A 20,755-nucleotide genomic window follows, 5' to 3' on the forward strand; every position below is an offset into this window, starting at 1 on the left:
TTTTGCGGCCTAACCCAGGTACCGGTGCGACCACGCGATCGCGCGGACCTCGCCGACAGGCCCGGTCAGCGTTGTCACAGCCTGGTATTGGGTTGGTCGGTGGCGCTTGGATTTTCGGGTCAGCGGCACAACGAGACCCTGCGGGGTCCCGTTGCGGCTCCAGTCCTCACCGACCAGGAAAGAGTTGGGGAGTCGATCGCCGAGGAAGACGTAACGGGCGCTGCCTCGCTTGCCCTCGGATGCGCGTCGAAGACGTTTCATAATCATGGTGCGGCTGTGCGAGCCGGGTTCACGGATAAAGGCAACCCGCTCATACACGGGCACGCCCATGTTGAAGAGCGCGCTGTAGGGAGCACTCGCGACCTGGTGCGTGGTCGCCTCATACGCGGCAACCGGTGGGCTATCGGCTGATGCCATCGCCGGGTTGAGAACGCTGGCACCAACCGCGACCGTCGTCATCAGCGAGGCCAGTGCGCTTCGGCTCCGCAGGGACGGACGTATGGAAGCGTTGCGAGGCGACCGTGTCATGGCCTTACCGTTCCACCTAGCGGACTCTGGAGCAAGGGCAACCAGCCTGAATCGCCGGGGTAAGACGTGAATGACCGCCGATGACTGTCCGGTGCGCGTCGATCGCACGTAGTAGTTTGTAGCCGTGACGCTCTCATTCGCGCCGGGGTCAAATACCACGGGGACGGGCTCAGTCCGGCCTCGATTCTTTGTCGTGTTGGCATTGGTGCTGGCTATCGCGGTATCCACGATCGGTGCGCCGCAGGCTAGGGCACTGCCCGCGACTGCACGCGGCGATATTTTCGGCGTCAAATTGGCGCCGGGTACCGCGGGTCTCACTCCGGACTTGGCCATTGCCTACACGATGGCCAAGGACAGTGCGCGAGTTGCTGGCGTCAACCTCTATATCAATTCCGGCAAGCGTTCGCGCCGCGAACAGAACGCTCTCTGGCAGCAGGGGATCGCCACATACGGCAGCCCCCAGGCCGCGCGCCGGTGGGTTTTACCGCCGTGGGAGTCGACACACGTGACAGGCGAAGCGATTGACGTCGGCCCCCGCGCTGGCGCTACCTGGTTGCAGGCCAATGGAATTCGTTGGGGGTTGTGCCGTACGTTCACTAACGAGTGGTGGCACTTTGAACGCGTAGCAATCCCGGGAACCCACTGTCCTCGCAGATTGCCGGACGCCAGTTACCGGTGAGCAACGTTGAGGGCTACGAACCGTTGGCCAGATAGGTAAGGATAGAACCGTGTCCGAGAATCCGAGCAATCCCGACAGCCTCAGTGGTCCCGACGTCGCCAACAGCGAGGTCGACGGCGTAGCGGCCGACGGTAGTTCCGAAATGGCCGATGTTGAATCGACGGATGCGGTGGCACCGAGCGGTGCTGGCGGCGCGGAGTTGGTCCCAGTCGAAACTCAGCTCGATGAGTCCGACATTGCTGACGTTGTTGAAGCCGTCGAGTCTGTCGAAGAAGCATTGGCCTCAGAAGCGGAGGCAAGTGAAGAGGCCGCCGCAGCCGCTGACGGCGAACTGCGATACCTGACCTACGAGCAGTTTGGGCGTCGCTTCTTTGAGGTCGCCGTGACGGAGGCTCGAATCGGCAGCGCGTTCACGGCAATCGCGGGTGAGTCTTTTGACGTAGGACCGATCGGGTCTGGCCCCGGTGGTTTGGTGAAGGTGCTGGCAAAGGTGCGGGTCAACGAGCCGGTCATCACCCGGGAGGTCGGCGAAGTCATCAGCTTCGTGGTCAAACTTCCGTTGCATATCGGTATTACCGTCGATCTGAAGGTCGACCGCATCCGCTACGACGTCGACGGGCTTGTCACCCTGCCGCTGACGGTTCTCTGTGCCGAACCCCTGCAACTGCGCATTGAGGTCGACCCGCCGCGTCCGCGTGACGTTTTCGTTGACGTCAGTTCGCGCAACGTGCGTGGCGAAATCATCCGCAATCTCGCCCAGGTCGACGATGAGATTCGGCGTGTGATCGCCAAGTTCGTCGCGACCGAAGTCGACAAGCCAGAAATCCGAAAAGCCCGCCTGATCGACGTGGACGTCGAACTCGGGCGGGCCTTCGAAGGGTTGTAAATTAAGCGACCTGTTCCTGGGCTAGGACTGCTTTGGTCTTGGGGATCAGCAACGTGATGCCGACGCCAACGAACGCGGCTATTGCGCCGATCAGGAAGCACCAGCGGAACGCGGAATGCGTTGGTACGGCATGCCCGCCGAGGTCGAGGGTCGAAGCAGCTAGGACAACGGCCATTAACGCCGACGACAGGGTTGTACCGACTGCCCGCATCAGACCGTTGAAGCCAACGGCGGCGCCCGCTTCGGTAATGGGCACCGAATCCATGATGAGGGTCGGCATGGCGGCGTAACCGATGCCGACACCCGCCGAGGCAATCACCGATGCCACGGCCAACTGCCACGGTGCGTTCATGAGGAAGAAGCCACAGAGGTAGCCGAGCCCCAAGACTGTCGCACCCATCGCGAGCGTGAGTTTGGCGCCGAGGGTGTTGATGAGCCAACCGGAAATGGGGGCAAAAGCGAGCATCATCAGACCGCCGGGGGCCATCCACAGACCGGCCTGCATGATGCTCTGGCCGAAACCTCCGCCGGCGACGGGAACTTCCAACATCATCGGGACGACGATTGCCTGGGCCATCATGCCGAAGCCAATCGCGATGGCAGCAAGGTTGGTCAATAGGACGGCGGGTTTGGCGGAGGTCCGCAAGTCAACGAGAGGGTCGTTCTTGCGGAGTTCGTAGAATCCCCACGCCAACAGAACGACGAGGCCGATCACGAAGGACGCCACGGTGGTGGCGGAAAGCCAGCCCCAGTCTTTGCCCTTGGAAATCGCAACGAGGACGGCGCTCAGGCCGATTGCCAGGGTGATGGCACCGACGATGTCGAGGCGTCCGCGTGACGCGTCCTTGATATTCGGGACAATGATGGCCACCAGCACGGTCATCAGCACAGCAAGGCCAGCTGAGACCCAGAAAAGTCCGCGCCAATCGAAGGTCTGCGCAATCCATGCTGCGAGCGGAAGTCCGATGGCACCACCGACTCCGAGGGTCGCGCTCATTGCGGACACGGCCATTGAGGTCATTCGAGGGGGCGTCACTTCGCGCATCAAACTGATGCCGACGGGGATAAAGCCCATCGCGAGGCCTTGGACGGCGCGGCCAATCAGGACGGGAATCAGGCTGCCGCCGAGCGCGCAGATCAGCGATCCTAAGACCAGCAGCATTGAGCTGGCCAGGAGCACTCGCTGCTTCCCATAAATGTCACCGAGGCGACCAGCAATTGGCATCGCGATGGCGCCGCCGAGAAGCGTGGCGGTAATGACCCAGGAGGCGTTCGGGATCGAGGTATGGAGCAGCCGTGGCAGTTCCGGCTGCACGGGAATGATCAGAGTCTGCATCAGTGATGCGACGAGGCCACCGAAGCAGAGCGTCATCACGATCGCCAATGCGCCGCGATGCTCGGTGGTTTCTTGCTGAGGCACGGCGGCCCGCCTGTCGGCGGCCTCGACCTTCGTGCCGGGTGAGGGTGTCATTCAGGGCCCTTCAATGGGGAACGTTTAGGGAAAAGAAACTAGAATATGTAACCTACATATGCATCGTGCATATCCAAAATTGCGTACGGTAACCAGTGGGTTCTTGAAATGAGGTGAGAACGGTCAATATCGACAAATCAGTTTGGCCGTCCGAAGTGCATCACGACGTCGTGGAGGAGTTACTTCGGATGCGGCGGCGGCGAAACGAGCTCGCGCCCGACGCTATCCTGGATGCCTCGGCATTTCAGATTCTGTGGTTGCTGTCGGATGGCCGCGCACGCACAATGCGTGAACTCAGCGAGGGTCTTGAGCTCGAGCAGAGCACGGTAAACAGGCAGGTTAATGCGGCGATGCGGCACGGTTACCTGGAACGTTTTCAGGTGCCGGGTCAGGTGAGCTGGATGCATCGCCCCACCCCGGAGGGGGAAGAGGCATTCAAGCTTGACGGCGGTCGTCGCGCTGAGCGGCTCAACCGAGTGTTCGCCGACTTGGCGCCGGGCGACCCCGCTGTTTTTCTCGCCCAATTGCGTGCCTACAACGATGCGCACGACCGTCAGCTATCTCACAATCAACCGGAATAGTGTTGCCAATCACCGAATACGACCGGACCGGACGGCATTCGGACTGGCGTGGTTACAGCGTCAGCATGACCTTGATTGCTTCGCGCTGATCCATCGCGCGATATCCCTCCGCAGCCTGCTCCAGTGGCAGCGTGAGATCGAAGACTCTGCCCGGATTGATTTGTCGATCAGCGATGCGACGCAGGAGATCGGGGAGGTACCGACGCACGGGTGCCGGACCGCCATGCAGATGGATCGTGGAGTAGAACAGTTTGTCGCCTGGCAGTTCCACACCGTGCGAGACGCCGACGAACCCGACATGCCCGCCCGGTCGCGTCGAGCGGATTGCCTGCATCATCGACTCCTGGGTGCCGACCGCCTCGATAACCGAATGTGCGCCGAGACCGCCCGTCATCTCCTTAGTTTCGGCGACACCGTCACGTCCGCGTTCGACCACGATGTCGGTGGCACCAAACTCACGCGCCAGAGCTTGCCGATCGGCGTGCCTACTCATTGCGATGATGCGTTCGGCACCCATCTCCTTGGCCGCCAGAACGGCTAGCAAGCCAACGGCACCGTCTCCAACCACAACGACCGTCTTGCCGGGGCCGGCCTGCGCGGCATCTGCAGCGAACCAGCCGGTGCCAAGGACGTCGGAAGCTGCCAGATACGACGGGAGGAGGTCAGGTTCCGGCGGGGCGGGCGCGGCGACCAATGTGCCGTCGGCCATCGGAATTCGTGCGTACTCGGCTTGCGTGCCAATGCCGCCCATACCGACGACGTTGACGCAGCGCGACTGGTAGCCAGCGGTACAGATTTCGCAGGAGTTGTCCGACGCCATGAAGGAACCAACGACGAAGTCGCCGACTTTGACGGAAGTGACTTGGGGGCCAACCTCTTTCACGTAGCCCGCGTACTCGTGGCCCATGGGGGCGTCGTGCACCTCATTGGCACCGCGGTAGGGCCACAGGTCCGAACCGCAGATGCAGGTGGCAGCCAACTCGATGATGGCGTCCGTCGGCTCCTCGATGATCGGATCGGGGCGATCGACGACGCTGACGTTTCCGGGCGAATTCATAATGACGGCGCGCATACGTTCAACAGTAACGGGGAATACTCGCCCCGGTGGTGGCGTTGCATTTCAGTACTGGGAAACCAATTTTCGACGGGATTTCGATGCTCGCGAGGGCTTTCGTCGCGGATGTTTAGATCACAGATGGAGGGTGACGGGTGAGTTTGCGAAGTTCGTCCACCTTCGCTTCTCTCGCTGTACCGAACTTCCGGATGTACGTCTCCGGCGCGCTTGTTTCCAATATTGGGACCTGGGTGCAACGCGTTGCGCAAGACTGGCTGGTGCTTCAGCTTTCGGGTGGATCGGCCATGGCTGTCGGTGTTACCACCGCCCTCCAATTTGCTCCGGCGCTCGTACTTTCCCCGTGGGGTGGGTTACTGGCCGACCGCTTCGACAAGCGGAAAATGTTGATGTTCACGCAAAGTTGGATGGCACTGAGTGCTGTCGCACTCGGTGTGCTCGCCATCGCTGGTGTCGCAACCACCGTCGACGTCTACATTTTTGCCGTCGTCTTCGGTATCGGGGCGGCCCTCGATGCCCCCGCGCGCCAAGCGTTCGTCTCGGAAATGGTCGGCACGGAACGTCTTACCAACGCCATCGGGCTCAATAGTTCGGCGTTTAATGCGGCCAGATTGATCGGGCCGGGCATCGCGGGCCTCATCATCGCCGCATTCGGCAGTGGCTGGGCCATCCTGAGCAATGGCGTCAGCTTCCTGGCTTTCCTCCTCGCTTTGGCCATGCTGAATGAAGCCAAACTTGTCCGGTCCGAACCGCTTCCGCGTGCGAAAGGCCAAGTGCGCGAGGGTATTCGGTATGTCGCGGCACGCGCGGACCTGCTGATTGCCCTGGGTGTTGGCTTTGCGGTTGGAACTTTTGGTCTCAACTTTCAGATGACCAACGCCCTGATGGTGCGCAACGAGTTTCACCTCGACGCACAAATGTATGGGCTACTCGGCACTGTCTCGGGGATCGGCTCGCTACTCGGGGCCCTTTTGGCCGCCCGCCGGAAAAGCTCTCCTGGCTTGCGGTTCGTGGTGACCGCCGCGCTTGTCTTTGCCGTCTTCAACGTGGCTTCCGGCCTCGCGCCCACCCCGCTGCTGTACGGCCTCATTTTGCCCGCCGTTGGGTTGTCTGCGCTGATGGCGTTGACCGCGACCAATATGTATGTGCAGATGCATGTGGATCCGCAGGTCCGCGGACGCGTCATGGCGCTTTACATGACGGTCCTGATGGGTGGTACGCCCATCGGCGCGCCACTTCTCGGTGGGCTCGCCGAATGGCTGGGTCCCCGCGCATCGCTCGTCGGCGGCGGAATCATTCAGGTTGCCGTCATCGCAGTTGTGCTCGCGCTGGTGGTGGTTCGTGTGCAGAGCGGACGGTCGGAGGGAATTACCGGGATTCCGCCCGCCAGTAGGTTCGCGAAGCTCGCCCCCATCTCCGCGATATCCTCTTCGCGAACGGCGGACTAACTAGTTGCGTTCCCGCGTGACGCGTCGTGCGCGCAACTAGTCGCCCGAATCGTCGAGCGAATGAGATTGCGCCCGGAGACGCTCAAACTCGGCGAGTTTGTCGGCGCCGTCGCGCGTTGTGCGGTACCGGGCGAGCACCTGCATGGCGGTTTGCGTATTGCCCATCACCCACATCATGGTGTCGAAATCAGACTCGAGATCCTCGCCAGCCGCATCGCGTCGCGACAGTTCGGCCAGTTGGGGCCGCAACGTGTGCATCCAGCCGACGTCGCCGTCCTCGGCGCCGCGCGGCGAGGCCTCTGCGGCTTCGATGGCCGTGAAGGCGGCCTCCCAGGTGAACGCCAACTTCTCAAACGGGGTGGGTTCGGTCATGGGTGCCATGCTAGTGGCATCGCGCCAGCCACGGCCGGCCGCGATACCACGGCGGTGGGGCGGGATAGCGATGCCTCGGTGGATACCCGCTATGGCCGCCTTCGGTAGCCTGCATGCGGTGACCATCAGTGCGCCCCTCAAGTCCGTTACCGCCCGCATCGCCGAAGAACTTGCCGTCGGTGAAAGCCAGGTCATCGCGGCCGTGAAGCTCCTTGACGAAGGCTCAACGGTCCCGTTTATCGCCCGCTACCGCAAGGAGGTGACGGGCAGCCTCGATGACGCGCAACTCCGCCTCCTCGACGAACGGCTCCGCTACCTGCGGGAACTCGACGAACGCCGGGCCGCCGTGATCGCCTCGATCGATGAACAGGGCAAGCTCACCGACGCGCTGCGAGCGTCGCTGATGGCTGCCGACACCAAGGCTCGGGTGGAAGACATCTACCTCCCGTACAAGCAGAAACGCCGAACCAAAGCCCAAATCGCGCGCGAAGCTGGCCTGGCTCCGCTCGCTGAGGCGCTACTTGCCGATCCGTCGCTGGATCCGGCGGTCGTCGCTGCGGACTATGTCGGTGAGAACGTCGCCGACGCCGCTGCCGCCCTGGATGGGGCGCGCCACATTCTGATTGAGCAGGCGTCCGAGGATGCCGAACTCGTTGGAGCGATCCGCGAAAAGTTTTGGGCTGATGGACAGCTGCGTACGACCGTTCGTGCCGGTGCCGAGACGACGCCCGCCGCCCAGAAGTTCCGCGACTACTTCGACTTCTCCGAATCGCTCGAGTCAATGCCATCTCACCGCGTGCTCGCCGTGCTTCGCGGTGAGAAAGAAGAGGCCCTTGGTCTCACCTTCGACGGAGGCGACGATGAGGTTTACCAGGCGATGGTTGCCGCAACCCTCGGCGTCGACCTGTCGAACCCCGGTGCGGCCACCAGCTGGCTCGCCGGCACGGTTCGGTGGGCGTGGCGCACCAAGTTGATGATCACCTCGACAGTCGACGCCCGGATGAAGTTGCGCGCCCGCGCCGAAGACGACGCGGTCGCAGTCTTTGCGACCAACCTGAAAGACCTACTGTTGGCCGCCCCCGCAGGTACGCGCACCACCCTGGGCCTCGACCCCGGCTTCCGCACCGGCGTAAAGGTCGCCGTTGTTGACGCGACCGGCAAGGTCGTCGATCACACGGCGATCTTCCCGCACCAGCCACAAAAGCAGTGGGATCAGGCCAAGGCTGCCCTCGGTGCCCTGATAGCCCGTCACGGAGTGGAACTGATCGCGATCGGCAACGGCACCGCCTCCCGCGAAACCGATCAGTTGGCTTCCGAACTTATTGCCGAGATCACTAAGTCCGGTGCCAAAGCGCCCACCAAGGCCGTGGTGTCCGAAGCCGGTGCCTCGGTGTACTCCGCCTCCGAGTATGCGTCGCAGGAACTTCCGCAACTTGACGTGTCAATCCGCGGTGCTGTGTCCATTGCACGACGCCTGCAGGATCCACTCGCCGAACTCGTCAAGATCGACCCCAAGTCGATTGGCGTCGGTCAGTACCAGCACGATGTCTCGCCATCTAACCTGGCGCGCAGCCTCGATGCCGTCGTCGAAGATGCGGTCAATGCCGTCGGCGTCGACCTCAACACAGCGTCGGCACCGCTGCTGTCACGGGTGTCCGGTGTTACCGGTACTCTCGCGACGGCAATTGTCGCCCACCGCGACCAGGTCGGCGCCTTCCGCAGTCGTGCCGGATTGCTCGACGTCCCACGCCTGGGACCGAAAGCCTTTGAGCAGTGCGCCGGGTTCCTCCGCATCCGTGACGGCGAGGATCCGCTTGATGCATCGGGTGTGCACCCGGAGGCGTATCCCGTCGTCCGGAAGATCATCGACAGTAGCGGCCGCGGACTGGCCGAACTCATCGGCGATACCAAGGTGCTGCGCACCCTGAAGCCTGCGGCCTTTGCCGACGAGAAGTTCGGCATCCCCACGGTGACCGATATTCTGAACGAATTGGAGAAGCCCGGCCGCGACCCGCGCCCGGCCTTTACGACCGCCACTTTCGCCAGCGGCGTTGAGAAGGTCTCCGACCTTAAACCCGGAATGGTCCTGGAAGGGGTCGTCACCAACGTCGCCGCATTCGGTGCATTCGTGGACGTCGGTGTCCACCAGGATGGTCTGGTACACGTGTCCGCGATGTCGGACCGTTATGTCTCAGACCCCCACGAGGTGGTCCGCTCCGGTCAGGTCGTCAAGGTCAAGGTCCTTGAAGTCGACGTGGACCGTCAGCGCATCGGACTGTCGTTGCGATTGAACGACGACCCGAGTGGCAAGCCCGGTGGTACGGCAGACGCACGCGGCGGCACCAACCGTGGAGCGGGTCAAAACAAGGGCGGCAATAACAACAGGAACGCCCATAATAAGGGTGGCAACAATAGAAGCGGCGGCAATAAAAGCGGCGGCAACAAGCCGGGGGCACGCCGCGACGACAGTTCAGGTGGCGGTTCGATGGCTCAGGCGTTAAGAGATGCAGGGTTCGGTCGCTGAGCCGACGCCGCGCCGGTCGGCGAGAGCGCGGAATCGCACCTTTGCGGCGATTCTCGGGAACACTGCGGTCGCTGGCCTCACCACCAGCTTCCTGTGGTTCGCGCTGACCTTCTGGATCTATCTCGCCACGCGGAACGTCGTCGCGACCGGGCTTATCGGTGGCGGCTACATGCTTGCCATTGCCGTCTTCAATATCGCCTTCGGGACCATCGTCGACCGCTTCCGCAAACTCGCTGTCATGCGGGCATCGGCGGCCTTCACGACGGTTGCCTTCATTGCGGCCGGCCTCGTGTACTGGGCCGCGGGGGATCAGATTCAATCGCTGACCTCCCCGTGGCTGTGGGCGTTCTCGGCGATTGTGCTGCTCGGTTCCGTTGTTGAAATTCTGCGGTCGGTGGCACTGTCGACGACGGTCACGATCCTCATCGATGATGACCGTCGCGCGAACGCCAACGGTTATGTCGGCGCGGTGCAGGGACTGTCGTTCATCGTGACGAGTGTGTTCTCTGGACTGTCGATCGGCTACTTCGGGATGGGGCCCACCATCGTCTTTGCGATCGCGACGATCGCCTTGACGTGGCTGCACTTGCACACCATCTCAATGCCAGAAGAAGTGACGGTCGCCGTAACCGACGCATCCGGAACCTTTGACATTCGCGGCGCATGGGTCGCGGTCGTTGCGGTTCCCGGCCTGCTGGCGCTGATCGTGTTCTCGATGTTCAACAATTTCGTCAGCGGCGTGCACATCGCGCTCCTGGATCCTTACGGGCTGGAACTCTTCACGGTGCAGCAATGGGGACTGGTGTTCGCGTTCGGCGCCACCGGTTTCCTCATCGGCGGCGCGCTTATCGGCAAGCTCGGATTGGGGTCCAACCCCATGCGAACCATGCTGCTGGGGGTCATCGCGCTGGGATTTATCGGCATGATGGTCGCAATTCGCGAGGTCGCTTGGGTCACCATCGTGTGCGTGTGGCTCTTCATGCTGACCGTGCCCCTCATCGAGGCAGCCGAGCAAACCGTGATTCAACGCGTCGTCCCACTACCGCAGCAGGGTCGAGTATTTGGTCTCGCCGGTGCCATGGAAGCGGCAGCCGCGCCGCTGACGGCATTCCTCGTTGCGCCGCTCGCGGAAACTTTGGTGATCCCATGGGCTCGGACGACAGCGGGAGCGGACCTACTCAGGCCCTGGTTGGGAACCGGTGCAGCCCGAGGGATAGCGCTAATCTTCCTGGTCGCGGGACTCGCCACCGTGGGAATCGCGATTGCTTCGTTCTTCACTCCCGTTTACCGCCGCATGTCGGAGACTTACCGGAGCGCCGCTGAATCGGTGGTTGTCGCCGAGACCGATTAGCCGACGGCAGTTTCGGCGGGACGACGCTCGCCAAATTCGGACGGCAACCCGTTCGGCGGCGCGTCGTCGGTGGTGCTCTGCTTACATCTCGTCGGAGGTGATGATTCGTCGGCGTGCCGCCAGCAACTCCATCTCGGGTCGAGCGGCAGCAAACCGTTCAACGGCGTCGAGCACCTCGGTGATATGTGTGGCATTGCCGCTGACCACACTGACGCCGATGCTGGTTCGGCGGTGCAAATCTTGGTGATCCACCTCGGCAACCGAGACGTCGAACTTGCGCCGAACGTCGGACACGAAGGGGCGAACCACAGAGCGTTTGCCTTTGAGTGAATGCACGTCGCCGAGGAGAAAATCGAACTCTAGAAAACCAATCCACATGAGGGCGACCAGATTACGCCATTCTGCGGCAGTGGCATGGGGATCAGCGGAGGCGGACCCCGATGGGGTAGAGAGTCGCGGCCAAAGCCCGCTTGGTGGACCTATTTCGAGCCGAATCCGCGGGGGAGTAGCCGCCAGCATTTGGCCGGGCGGGAACCTCATCGCCACCGGAGACAACCGTCCATTGAGACCCAGACTCGGTCAGGGACCGATGTTTGGTCGCGTAATAGTCGGGCTTGGAGACAACGGCGACTCCCGAATCGCCGGCGGCAGCAGCCAGCAAGTGCGGGTGGAATCGCGTTGACAGCCACGTATTGCCCCGCGAAACCGGCAGGCCGGACCGCCACGCTTGGAGAAACGGAATCCGCTGCGAACCCGCGAGTCTGTCGCCGAGTCGTTCGGCGACCTGAACGTCAAGGCCGGGAATGCACTCGAGGACGGTCACATCGCTGCCCGCGACCTCCCATTCGTCCAAGGTGACGCCGATGAACTCCACCAGGGCTTCAAATCCGGTGCGGCCGCGCCACACAAAGTCGTCGGTGAGATCGCTCTGCGCGCACAGCACCACGTTGCCGGTGGCGGGTACCGTCCGCGGCTTGCGATGTACACGCGGAGAGAGCCAGGCGTCATCGCCGGTGAACGACGCTCCAGGTACCGAACCGAGCAGGTCGGCGCTCGGTTGATCGCGAACATCAAATACCTCAAAGGTGCTCGCATCGAAGCGGAAGCGTTCCAATGCTGCACCGGTGAATCCTGGCGTCAAACCGGCACCCGTGGCGATGGCCTTGGCGCCCGTGACGCGTGCAGCCTCGGCGACCACCGTGACGAGGTTGGCGTGATGCGGCCACACGTTGTTGAGATATCCGCCGCCGACAATGTGAATTGTGTTGGCGCGCAATAGGAGTTCCACGCCATCACCCTCGCGGGGGGCCACGCCCATGCGGGTTGTCGCCCGGGCGATCCATTCCCATGGGGCATCTCGGTCCACCTCCGGGCCTGCGGCATCGCCGGAAGCGTACTGCACCAGATTCCAGATCGTGTCGACAAAGACGGCGCGCCGATTGGCCTGTCGAAGCAGCAGTGCGGCCTGGCCGGGGCGTTGCGAGTCGACGACGACGCGAGCCAGCGGTCGGTGGACCGCGAGATAGCGCAGCCACGCCTCGACAATCAGTTCATCACCGAAATTTGGGAATCCGGCCGTCGTCACCAGATAGACGACATCGCGAGACTCCACCGCCCGGCGGGCCCGCTGGGTTAGGGAGAACACGTCAGGACGAGAAGGAAGGACCGACATCACGCGGCAACCTTACCGTTCGGTGTCACCTATCAACCGCGCTACGTGGTCGGGCACAAACTTCGACAGCGAGCGTGGTGGCCGGTGATAGTTGCCCGATTCGACGGGCTTCTTCGGCAAAGTCACTGTCGGGCGCTCAATCGGTTCGTAATCCAGCGTCGATAAGAGATGGCTGATCATATTGAGTCGGGCATGCCGCTTGTTGTCTGATTCCACGACAAACCACGGGCTCAGTGACGTATCGGTGTGGACCATCATCTCGTCTTTGGCTCGCGAATAATCTTCCCAGCGGTACACAGATTCTAGGTCCATGGGACTGAGCTTCCACTGTCGGACCGGGTCGTCGCGTCGCGCCCGGAATCGGACGAGTTGTTCTTCACTCGAGACGGAGAACCAGTACTTCCGCAGGATGATGCCGTCGTCGATAAGTAGTTGCTCAAAGATCGGTGTCTGGCGCAAAAACCTGGTGTGCTCCTCGGGCGTGCAAAAGCCCATGACCTTCTCCACGCCGGCGCGGTTGTACCAAGAGCGATCGAACAGGACGATCTCGCCCGGGGCTGGCAAATGCGCGACGTAACGCTGGTAGTACCACTGACCTCGTTCCCGGTCGGTGGGCGCGGGGAGTGCTGCTACCCGGCAGACGCGCGGACTCAAATACTGGGTGATTCGCTTGATCGCGCCGCCCTTACCTGCGGCATCACGACCTTCAAAGATCACGACGACCCGCGCACCGGTGTCGCGTACCCATTCTTGCAGGGACACCAACTCGGTTTGGAGTCGAAAGAGTTCGGCTTCGTAGGCGGATTTTGGTAGGCGCGTCGCCTGCTTAGCGTTTTTCTTCTTCCCCATGTGGGGAGTCTATGCGACCCGTCTGACTCTCGGCAGGTGGGAATCGAAGTCCCGATCTGGATAGAACGGTGTCCCGTTGGGTCAAGTTTTCTTTTCATCCCGCTCATAAAGTGATGTCCACCTCATCAGTTCCCCGGATGTATTGCAGCTCACCCGGCTGCGGGACAACCAAACTGCGACAGCCTACGCCTTGCCCCGCGTACCATTTCCCTTAGGAGACGTCAATGACCCATTTGCAATCACCTGTCGAGCAGGCGGTTGGGCAGACAAGCCCTCCCGCTAGCTCAGTCGAGACGGAGACGGTCACCGTTCAGCCGCCGCGCCGCCGCATCTACCCCTGGGTCGTCGCCGCTTTAGCCTTCGCGCTGTTGCTGTCGGACTACATGTCGCGCCAGGTGCTCTCCGCGGTGTTCCCGATGCTCAAGAGCGAATGGTCGCTTGCTGACTCAGAACTCGCCTCCCTCACCAGCATCGTCGCACTGATGGTTGGCCTCCTCACTTTCCCGCTGTCGGTGATTGCCGACCGCTGGGGCCGCGTCCGCAGCCTCGTGACGATGGCAGTGATCTGGAGCATTGCGACGCTCTTCTGCGCCATCGCCGCGAACTACGAGCAGATGTTGATCGCCCGCTTCTTCGTCGGCGTCGGTGAGGCTGCCTACGGCAGCGTCGGTATCGCCGTTGTGCTGAGCGTCTTTGCCCCGCGCCTGCACTCGTCTCTCAGTGGTGCCTTCATGGCTGGTGGTTCGTTCGGTTCGGTTATCGGTGTTTCGCTCGGTGCCGTTATCGCCGTCAACCTCGGCTGGCGGTGGTCGTTCACCGCGATGGCAGTCCTGGGTTTGATCCTCGCAGCGCTCTTCCGCGCCATCGTCACCGAAAAACGACTTGACCGCTATGCAGTGCATTCGGATACGAGCGGCATCAAGGACGGCCAGCATGTTTCGATTCGCGTGCCCGTCCGCACCCTGTTCACCAATTCGACGGTCTGGTGCATCTACATCGCCGGTGGCCTGCAGATGTTCACCGCCGGTGCGCTGCTGTCCTGGACTCCGAGCTTCTTCAACCGCTACTACGGCATGGGCACAGGTGAAGCCGGCAAGGTCGCTGCGATCTTCGTGCTCCTGATCGGTACCGGCATGGTGGTTTGCGGTGTCATCACCGACCGTGTCAGCCGCGTCAACGCAAACAACAAGTGGACCGTGGCCATCGTTTTCTGCTCGATCGCCCTCGTCGCACTCGGCGTGGCATTCCGCCTCGACAATGGATCGCTTCAGCTCGTGCTGTTCGGCATCGGTGCCTTCTTCTCCGCAGGCATTTCCGGCCCCACGGCCGCCATGGTTGCTAGCTTGACCCACGAATCAGTTCGCTCGTCGGCTCTGGGTACGTTGACCGTCGCCAACAATCTGTTGGGCCTGGCACTGGGACCGTTCATCGTCGGTATCTTGGCTGACAGCCTTGGACTCAAGGGTGCACTGGCACTCGCGCCGGTCTTCTACGTAGGTGCCATCGTGGCCCTGCTCATCGGCCGACGACTCTATCCAAGCGGTCTGCGCAAGCTCACCGAGCAGAGTGCCCGCTACGCACAGCAGACGGCGGCGTGATCACCGTGAGCAAGGTCTACAACACCACGCAAGACGCCGTCGCGGATATTGCTTCGGGTTCACGAATCGCAGTCGGAGGGTTCGGCGTGTGCGGAATCCCGGACGCCCTGATTAACGCCCTCGCAGCCACGGACACGACCGACCTGGAAATTGTTTCGAACAACTGCGGGATCGACGACCTCGGACTGGGCGTTCTCTTGAATGCCGGCCGCATCAGCCGCATCGTCGCCTCGTACGTCGGTGAGAACAAGGAATTCGCCCGCCGCTACCTGGCGGGGGAACTCGAAGTGGAGCTGACTCCGCAGGGCACGCTCGCCGAGAAGCTGCGTGCCGGAGGAGCCGGGATCCCGGCGTTCTACACGCCTGCGGGTGTGGGGACTCCGGTCTCCGAGGGTGGAATCCCATGGCGGTACAGCGCAGACGGTTCCATTGCTCTCGCATCTCCTGCCAAGGAGATCCGCCAGTTCAACGGAAAAGACTACGTGCTCGAGGAGTCCATTCGGGCCGACGTTGCCCTGGTACACGCGCTCGTCGCGGATACCGAAGGCAACCTGGTCTTCAATAAGGCCGCGATGAACTTCAACCCGCTGGCCGCAATGGCCGGTGACGTCTGCATCGTCCAAGCCGAGAAGGTGGTGCCCGCTGGCACTCTCGATCCAGAGCAGGTTCACCTACCCGGCATCTTCGTCAACCGTGTTGTCGAAACTGGTCCGCAAACTAAGACGATCGAGAAGCGAACCGTCGCAATGGCAGGAGCGAGCGCATGACGCTGAGCATCGACATCACCGCTGAACAGGTCAACGAAGACGGACCGGTCACCGGTTGGACCCGTCCCGAGATGGCTGCACGTGCTGCCAAAGAGCTTGTCTCAGGTAGCTATGTGAACCTCGGAATCGGCTTGCCAACGATGATTCCGGACATGCTGCCCGCTGGCGTCAGCGTGACCCTGCACAGCGAAAACGGAATCCTCGGAACCGGGCCATACCCGACCGACGAGAACGTCGACGCCGATCTGATCAATGCAGGCAAGGAGACGGTCACGGTGCTCCCCGGAGCTGCGTTCTTCGACTCGTCCCTTAGCTTCGGCATGATCCGCGGCGGCCATATTGACACCGCTGTGCTTGGTGGCATGCAGGTCTCGGAGACCGGTGATCTCGCGAACTGGATGGTCCCCGGGAAGATGGTCAAGGGTATGGGTGGCGCAATGGACCTGGTCCACGGTGCGCGACGCGTCATCGTGCTGATGGAACATCGTGACCGCTCTGGCGAGTCGAAGATTGTGCCGGCCTGCACGCTGCCGCTGACCGGGCGCGGCGTCGTTGAACGCATCATCACCGACCTTGCCGTCATCGATGTGACGCCAGAGGGGCTGGTGCTCCGCGAGTGTGCGCCCGGAGTGACCCCCGAACAGGTTCGGGCCGTCACCGCTGCTGAACTGGCCTAACTGCAGATTAGTCGATCGATTCGACCGTCCCGTCCGGCTGCCCCTGACCTTCGTCAGAGGCAGCCGGACGCGCCTGTTTCCGCCAGGTGCGCGGACTCATCCCGAACTGCTGGGTGAACCACCGCGAGAAACTGCTTGGAGTCGAGAATGCCAACATCTCCGCGACCTGAGTGAACGAGTAACGCTGTCCGGCAACCCACCGTTCCGCAAATTCCGCACGCATGTCGTCCAGCACTTTGCTAAAGGTCAATCCTTCCTTCGCGAGTCTGCGATGCACCGTGCGGCGATCGACGCCGAGGCTCCGGGCGACCTGATCGATGGAACACCGGCCCGCGGGCAGCAGGATCTCGATCAGTTCACGGACTCGAGTCTCGGCCGTCACCGAATCGTCCGAGTCCTCCGGGAGCAATCGCTGCGCATACGACACCAAACCCGGATCGTAGAGCCGGTTGGGTTGGTCCAAGTCGGACGTGTAGACCACGATGCCGTTGTAGTCACCGGAAAACTTCAGGGGAGCCTGAAAGAGTCGCCGATGGGTTGTGTCATCGATCGGTTTCGGATGAGTGAACGTCACCGACACCGGATGCCATCGATCGCCTAAGAGGCCACCAAATAGTTGGCGAACCACTGCCGTGGCCAGCTCAACGGACTGTCGCACCGGTGCTGGCTCGCCGGTGTCGACAGTCAACCGGATCGTGGACAGACCGTCGCTCTCCGTCAGATTCATGTGCAGGGCTTCGTTATACATGTGCTGGTAGCGCGTCAGGAGTTCGAGCGCGGCGCGGGCATCGGGTTGGTCGCGGACGCTCATACTCAACGGTCCAAGAGCCGATATACGACGGTTCTCGGCCAGCCGCAACGCGAAATCCGGGTGGCCCGAGGCGGCTGCCGAGTTCTCCAGGAGTTGGGCGATTGAGGCTGCGGGTATCCATCGATCCTGGAGATCGAGGCCAGCCGGGTCCAAAGATGCCGCCCGAAGCAGGGGGACCGGATCAATCTTCAGCTTCCGACTCAATTCGATGTACCCGGAGAGGGCTCCATATCGAGCAAGCGGCTTTGACATCGGGCAACTCCTTCTTTCGCTCATAAAACTGACTCGAACGAGACGCATCCATGTCCCCACATGGAAAGAAAACTGTCCCGCACAGGTAAGTGTGATGATTCTATCCCCAATACTGTGGTGTCAGTTGCATCACACCCAAGCTTTCTAGCAAGAAGGAACACATCACATGGCTAACGCGATTCGCTTTCACGAGATCGGCGGACCCGAGGTACTCAAGTGGGAAACCGTCGAGGTCGGCGATCCCGGTGCCGGCGAGGTTCGCGTTCGTCACGAGGCCGTCGGCCTGAACTTCGCTGACACTTACTTCCGTACCGGCTACTACCCGGCACCGCTGCCCGCGGGCATGGGTGTAGAAGCCGCCGGTGTTGTCGAAGCCGTAGGCCCGGGCGTTGAGGGATTTGCCGAAGGCGATCGCGTTACCTACACCGGCAGTCCCCTCGGTGCGTACAGCACTGAGCGCGTGATGCCGATCGACAGCCTGATTCACCTTCCCGACAGCATCGAGTTCGAGACCGCCGCGGCAATGACAATGCGTGGCCTGACGACCTCGTACCTGCTGCGACGAATTGCCCCGAATCTGAAGGCCGGCGACACGGTCCTCCTTCACGCAGCTGCTGGCGGCGTCGGCCTGCTCTTCTGCCAGTGGGCCAAGGAACTGGGCATCACCGTTATTGGCACTACGTCGACCGATGAGAAGGCCGCCGTTGCCAAGGCGCACGGCTGCGAACACGTCATCAACTACAAGCGCGAAAACATTGTCGAGCGAGTCCGCGAACTCACCGACGGTGCTGGCGTCCCGGTCGTCTACGACAGCATCGGTGCCACCACCTTCAACACCTCCCTCGACTGCCTGTCGCGCCGCGGGCTCCTCGTTGCCTTTGGAACCGCAGCCGGCCCTATCCCGCCGATCGATGCCTTCCAGTTGGCAGCCAAGGGTTCGCTGTACGTGACCCGCCCGGCACTCGCCGACTACATCGCCGACCCGGCCGAGCGTGCCGAACTCTCGGGCGAGCTGTTCGACCTCGTCGGCAGCGGCAAGGTCAAAGTCGAAATCAACCAGCACTACGCACTGGAAGAGGCCGCACAGGCCCACCGCGATCTCGAAGCGGGCACCAGCGTCGGTTCGTCGATCTTCACCTTCTAAGCACGACCCGCCCGAAATCCACTACTTCAGTCCCTTAGGAGGATGACATGACCGCAACACAGACTCCCGTCACTCCGGGCTCGATTGCTCACACGATGGACGTTGAACGTCTCACGTCCAGCATCGGTGCCGAACTGCACAACGTTGACCTTGCCGACGTCGCCCACGACGACGCGCTGTTCGCAGAGCTGAAAGAGCATCTGCTTGAGCACAAGGTGCTCTTCTTCCGCGACCAGAACATGAGCCGCGCCGAGCATGTGAAGCTCGCCGAACGCTTCGGCCCCCTCGAAGACCATCCGGTCCTCGGCAGCGACCCGGAGAACCCCGGATTGGTGCGCATCTACAAGGATCTCGACAGCCCACGTGAAGCGTACGAGAACTCCTACCACTGCGATGCCACCTGGCGCGAGATCCCTCCGATGTGTTCGGTCCTGCGCTGCATCCAAGGACCCGAAGTGGGTGGCGACACCATTTGGGTCAACATGGGCTTGGCCTACGCGCGCCTCCCCGAACACGTCAAAGAGCAGATCGACGGCCTTCAGGCACGTCACAGCATCGAGGCATCGTTCGGTGCACGGATGCCGATCGAGCAGCGCCACGCGCTGAAGGAACGGTTCCCCGATGCCGAGCATCCCGTCGTCCGGACCCATCCGGAGACCGGCGAGAAGATCCTGTTCGTCAACAGCTTCACCACGCACCTGACGAACTTCCACAACGACACCAACATTCGTTGCGGCATCGATTACGCGCCCGGAGCCGGCGACCTGCTGCGCTACCTGCAGAGCCAGGCCACCATCCCCGAGTACCAGGTCCGCTGGCGCTGGACCCCCAATAGCGTCGCGATCTGGGACAACCGGTCCACCCAGCACTACGCCGTCCAGGACTACTGGCCCGCCGTTCGCAAGATGGAGCGCGCAGGCATCATCGGCGACCGCCCGTTCTGATTCGCGACGCCACTGACATCAGCTAGACACCCAACCCCGCATTTCTATCCCTGAGGAGTTCCACAATGCATTTCCACGACGACGCCCTGTTCCCTGAGCTTCAGGACAAGTTGGTCATCACTGCTGCCCCGTATGGTCCGGAGTGGGAGCTTGATGACTTCCGCGAAGATCTTCCGTTGACGATGGAAGAGCACATCCAGAAGGCTGTGGACTGCTACGAGGCCGGCGCTACCGTCCTGCACATTCACGTGCGTGAGGAAGATGGTCACGGTTCCAAGCGGATCTCGAAGTTCAACGAGCTTCTGGCGGGTCTGCGTGAGGCTGTGCCGGATATGATTTTGCAGGTCGGCGGCTCGATCTCCTTCGCTCCGGAGGGTGAGGGTGCTGACGCGAAGTGGCTCTCTGACGATGTGCGCCACATGCTGGCCGAGCTCGATCCGAAGCCGGACCAGGTGACGATCGCGATCAACACCTCGCAGATGAACATCATGGAGTTGATGACCGCTGACGATATCGCCGGTACCTCGCTGGAGCGTCCGGAGTTGTCGGAGACCTACCGTGAGATGACTGTTCCGGCTGGTCCGGAGTGGGTGGAGGAGCACCTGCGTCGTCTGCAGGCTGCGGGTATTCAGCCGCACTTCCAGCTTTCGTCGATCCCGCAGTTGGAGACCGTGGAGCGGTTGATCCGTCGCGGTAAGTACACCGGTCCGTTGAACCTGACCTGGGTTGGTATCGGTGGTGGCTTTGATGGCCCGAACCCGTACAACATCATGAACTTCATCCAGCGGGTTCCCGATGGTGCGTGCTTGACGTTGGAGACGCTGATGCGTTCGGTCGCTCCGGTCAATGCGCTGGCGATCGCGTTGGGTCTGCACAGCCGTTGCGGCAACGAGGACACCATTTGGGGTGCCAAGGGCGAGAAGATGGGCTCGGTCGATCAGATCAAGCAGCTCGTGCGTCTGGCTAACGAGTTGGGCCGTGAGGTTGCCACCGGCAAGGAAGCTCGCGATATCTACCGCATCGGTGAGTGGTACGCCGACGCTGATGAGACGCTGGCCAAGCTCGGTTACGCACCGAACCGTCAGCCCGGCCAGGTCGGCTTCACCGGCCACGCCTAAGCGGCCTCCCC

At 62.1% G+C, this 20,755-nt stretch carries 20 protein-coding genes; 12 read left to right on the plus strand and 8 right to left on the minus strand.

What is annotated here, in order from left to right; translation table 11 throughout:
* Positions 1-9: 9 nt before the first annotated feature.
* Positions 10-528, minus strand: coding sequence for a hypothetical protein (locus AC1L34_RS03910; protein ID WP_424295779.1), 519 nt, complete (start codon positions 526-528; stop codon positions 10-12).
* A 208-nt stretch (positions 529-736) separates the two neighbouring features.
* On the opposite strand from AC1L34_RS03910, the gene AC1L34_RS03915 reads away from it, so the two are divergent.
* On the plus strand, positions 737-1,207 hold the full coding sequence (locus AC1L34_RS03915) for a M15 family metallopeptidase (protein ID WP_424295801.1): 471 nt from the start codon (positions 737-739) through the stop codon (positions 1,205-1,207).
* A 331-nt stretch (positions 1,208-1,538) separates the two neighbouring features.
* Positions 1,539-2,093, plus strand: a complete 555-nt coding sequence (locus AC1L34_RS03920) for a hypothetical protein (RefSeq protein WP_424295803.1) — start codon at positions 1,539-1,541, stop codon at positions 2,091-2,093.
* Between the two features lies 1 nt (position 2,094).
* Here the strand turns inward: AC1L34_RS03920 and AC1L34_RS03925 are convergent, their stop codons facing one another.
* Positions 2,095-3,564 (minus strand): MFS transporter, encoded by a 1,470-nt coding sequence (locus tag AC1L34_RS03925; RefSeq protein ID WP_424295781.1) that lies wholly within the window; start codon positions 3,562-3,564, stop codon positions 2,095-2,097.
* A gap of 113 nt (positions 3,565-3,677) precedes the next feature.
* Here AC1L34_RS03925 and AC1L34_RS03930 point away from each other — a divergent pair, with 113 nt between their 5' ends.
* A complete protein-coding gene (locus AC1L34_RS03930; protein ID WP_424322403.1) occupies positions 3,678-4,145 on the plus strand; it encodes a MarR family winged helix-turn-helix transcriptional regulator in 468 nt (155 codons plus the stop codon).
* 52 nt (positions 4,146-4,197) lie between these two features.
* Here AC1L34_RS03930 and AC1L34_RS03935 read toward each other — a convergent pair whose 3' ends face one another.
* Positions 4,198-5,217, minus strand: a complete 1,020-nt coding sequence (locus tag AC1L34_RS03935) for a zinc-binding dehydrogenase (protein WP_424324025.1) — start codon at positions 5,215-5,217, stop codon at positions 4,198-4,200.
* 137 nt (positions 5,218-5,354) lie between these two features.
* On the opposite strand from AC1L34_RS03935, the gene AC1L34_RS03940 reads away from it, so the two are divergent.
* Positions 5,355-6,665: an MFS transporter gene (locus AC1L34_RS03940; protein WP_480035109.1), complete on the plus strand. Its 1,311-nt coding sequence runs from the start codon at positions 5,355-5,357 to the stop codon at positions 6,663-6,665.
* 36 nt (positions 6,666-6,701) lie between these two features.
* On the opposite strand, the gene AC1L34_RS03945 is transcribed toward AC1L34_RS03940, so the two are convergent.
* Positions 6,702-7,037 (minus strand): hypothetical protein, encoded by a 336-nt coding sequence (locus AC1L34_RS03945; RefSeq protein ID WP_480035110.1) that lies wholly within the window; start codon positions 7,035-7,037, stop codon positions 6,702-6,704.
* Positions 7,038-7,128: 91 nt separating this feature from the next.
* Here AC1L34_RS03945 and AC1L34_RS03950 point away from each other — a divergent pair, with 91 nt between their 5' ends.
* Both AC1L34_RS03950 and AC1L34_RS03955 read left to right on the plus strand, forming a co-directional pair.
* Entirely contained in the window at positions 7,129-9,561 is a 2,433-nt protein-coding gene (locus tag AC1L34_RS03950) for a Tex family protein (protein WP_480035111.1), read from the plus strand.
* On the plus strand, positions 9,542-10,912 hold the full coding sequence (locus AC1L34_RS03955; protein ID WP_480035112.1) for an MFS transporter: 1,371 nt from the start codon (positions 9,542-9,544) through the stop codon (positions 10,910-10,912). The genes AC1L34_RS03950 and AC1L34_RS03955 overlap by 20 nt, the downstream gene beginning before the upstream one ends.
* An 81-nt stretch (positions 10,913-10,993) precedes the next feature.
* Here the strand turns inward: AC1L34_RS03955 and AC1L34_RS03960 are convergent, their stop codons facing one another.
* Genes AC1L34_RS03960 through ppk2 form a run of 3 tightly spaced genes read right to left on the minus strand, consistent with a single transcriptional unit; the run spans position 10,994 to position 13,433 of the window.
* Positions 10,994-11,290: a DUF503 domain-containing protein gene (locus AC1L34_RS03960; RefSeq protein ID WP_424295792.1), complete on the minus strand. Its 297-nt coding sequence runs from the start codon at positions 11,288-11,290 to the stop codon at positions 10,994-10,996.
* 43 nt (positions 11,291-11,333) lie between these two features.
* The gene (locus AC1L34_RS03965; protein ID WP_424295794.1) at positions 11,334-12,557 is read right to left on the minus strand and encodes a polysaccharide pyruvyl transferase family protein; all 1,224 of its coding nucleotides are present in this window, start codon (positions 12,555-12,557) and stop codon (positions 11,334-11,336) included.
* Between the two features lie 39 nt (positions 12,558-12,596).
* Positions 12,597-13,433, minus strand: a complete 837-nt coding sequence (gene ppk2 / locus AC1L34_RS03970; protein WP_424295795.1) for a polyphosphate kinase 2 — start codon at positions 13,431-13,433, stop codon at positions 12,597-12,599.
* A 224-nt stretch (positions 13,434-13,657) separates the two neighbouring features.
* On the opposite strand from ppk2, the gene AC1L34_RS03975 reads away from it, so the two are divergent.
* The 3 genes from AC1L34_RS03975 to AC1L34_RS03985 are packed head-to-tail and all read left to right on the plus strand — an operon-like array spanning position 13,658 to position 16,475.
* Positions 13,658-15,031, plus strand: coding sequence for an MFS transporter (locus AC1L34_RS03975; RefSeq protein WP_424324029.1), 1,374 nt, complete (start codon positions 13,658-13,660; stop codon positions 15,029-15,031).
* Positions 15,032-15,036: 5 nt separating this feature from the next.
* Complete coding sequence (locus AC1L34_RS03980; RefSeq protein ID WP_424295804.1) at positions 15,037-15,798, plus strand: CoA transferase subunit A; 762 nt, start codon at positions 15,037-15,039, stop codon at positions 15,796-15,798.
* Positions 15,795-16,475 (plus strand): CoA transferase subunit B, encoded by a 681-nt coding sequence (locus AC1L34_RS03985; RefSeq protein WP_424295799.1) that lies wholly within the window; start codon positions 15,795-15,797, stop codon positions 16,473-16,475. Before AC1L34_RS03980 ends, AC1L34_RS03985 begins: the two co-directional genes overlap by 4 nt.
* A gap of 7 nt (positions 16,476-16,482) precedes the next feature.
* Here the strand turns inward: AC1L34_RS03985 and AC1L34_RS03990 are convergent, their stop codons facing one another.
* A complete protein-coding gene (locus tag AC1L34_RS03990) occupies positions 16,483-17,538 on the minus strand; it encodes an AraC family transcriptional regulator (protein ID WP_424295800.1) in 1,056 nt (351 codons plus the stop codon).
* A 166-nt stretch (positions 17,539-17,704) separates the two neighbouring features.
* Here AC1L34_RS03990 and AC1L34_RS03995 point away from each other — a divergent pair, with 166 nt between their 5' ends.
* From AC1L34_RS03995 to AC1L34_RS04005, 3 genes are all read left to right on the plus strand, one after another.
* Positions 17,705-18,682 carry a quinone oxidoreductase family protein gene (locus tag AC1L34_RS03995; RefSeq protein ID WP_424293606.1) on the plus strand — a complete coding sequence of 326 codons (978 nt, stop codon included), beginning with the start codon at positions 17,705-17,707 and terminating at the stop codon, positions 18,680-18,682.
* A gap of 95 nt (positions 18,683-18,777) precedes the next feature.
* Positions 18,778-19,626: a TauD/TfdA dioxygenase family protein gene (locus AC1L34_RS04000; RefSeq protein ID WP_424293607.1), complete on the plus strand. Its 849-nt coding sequence runs from the start codon at positions 18,778-18,780 to the stop codon at positions 19,624-19,626.
* A 65-nt stretch (positions 19,627-19,691) separates the two neighbouring features.
* Complete coding sequence (locus AC1L34_RS04005; RefSeq protein ID WP_424323976.1) at positions 19,692-20,744, plus strand: beta-keto acid cleavage family enzyme; 1,053 nt, start codon at positions 19,692-19,694, stop codon at positions 20,742-20,744.
* The last annotated feature ends 11 nt before the right edge of the window (positions 20,745-20,755 follow it).

It is taken from the genome of Gordonia sp. 34D, assembly GCF_056682775.1.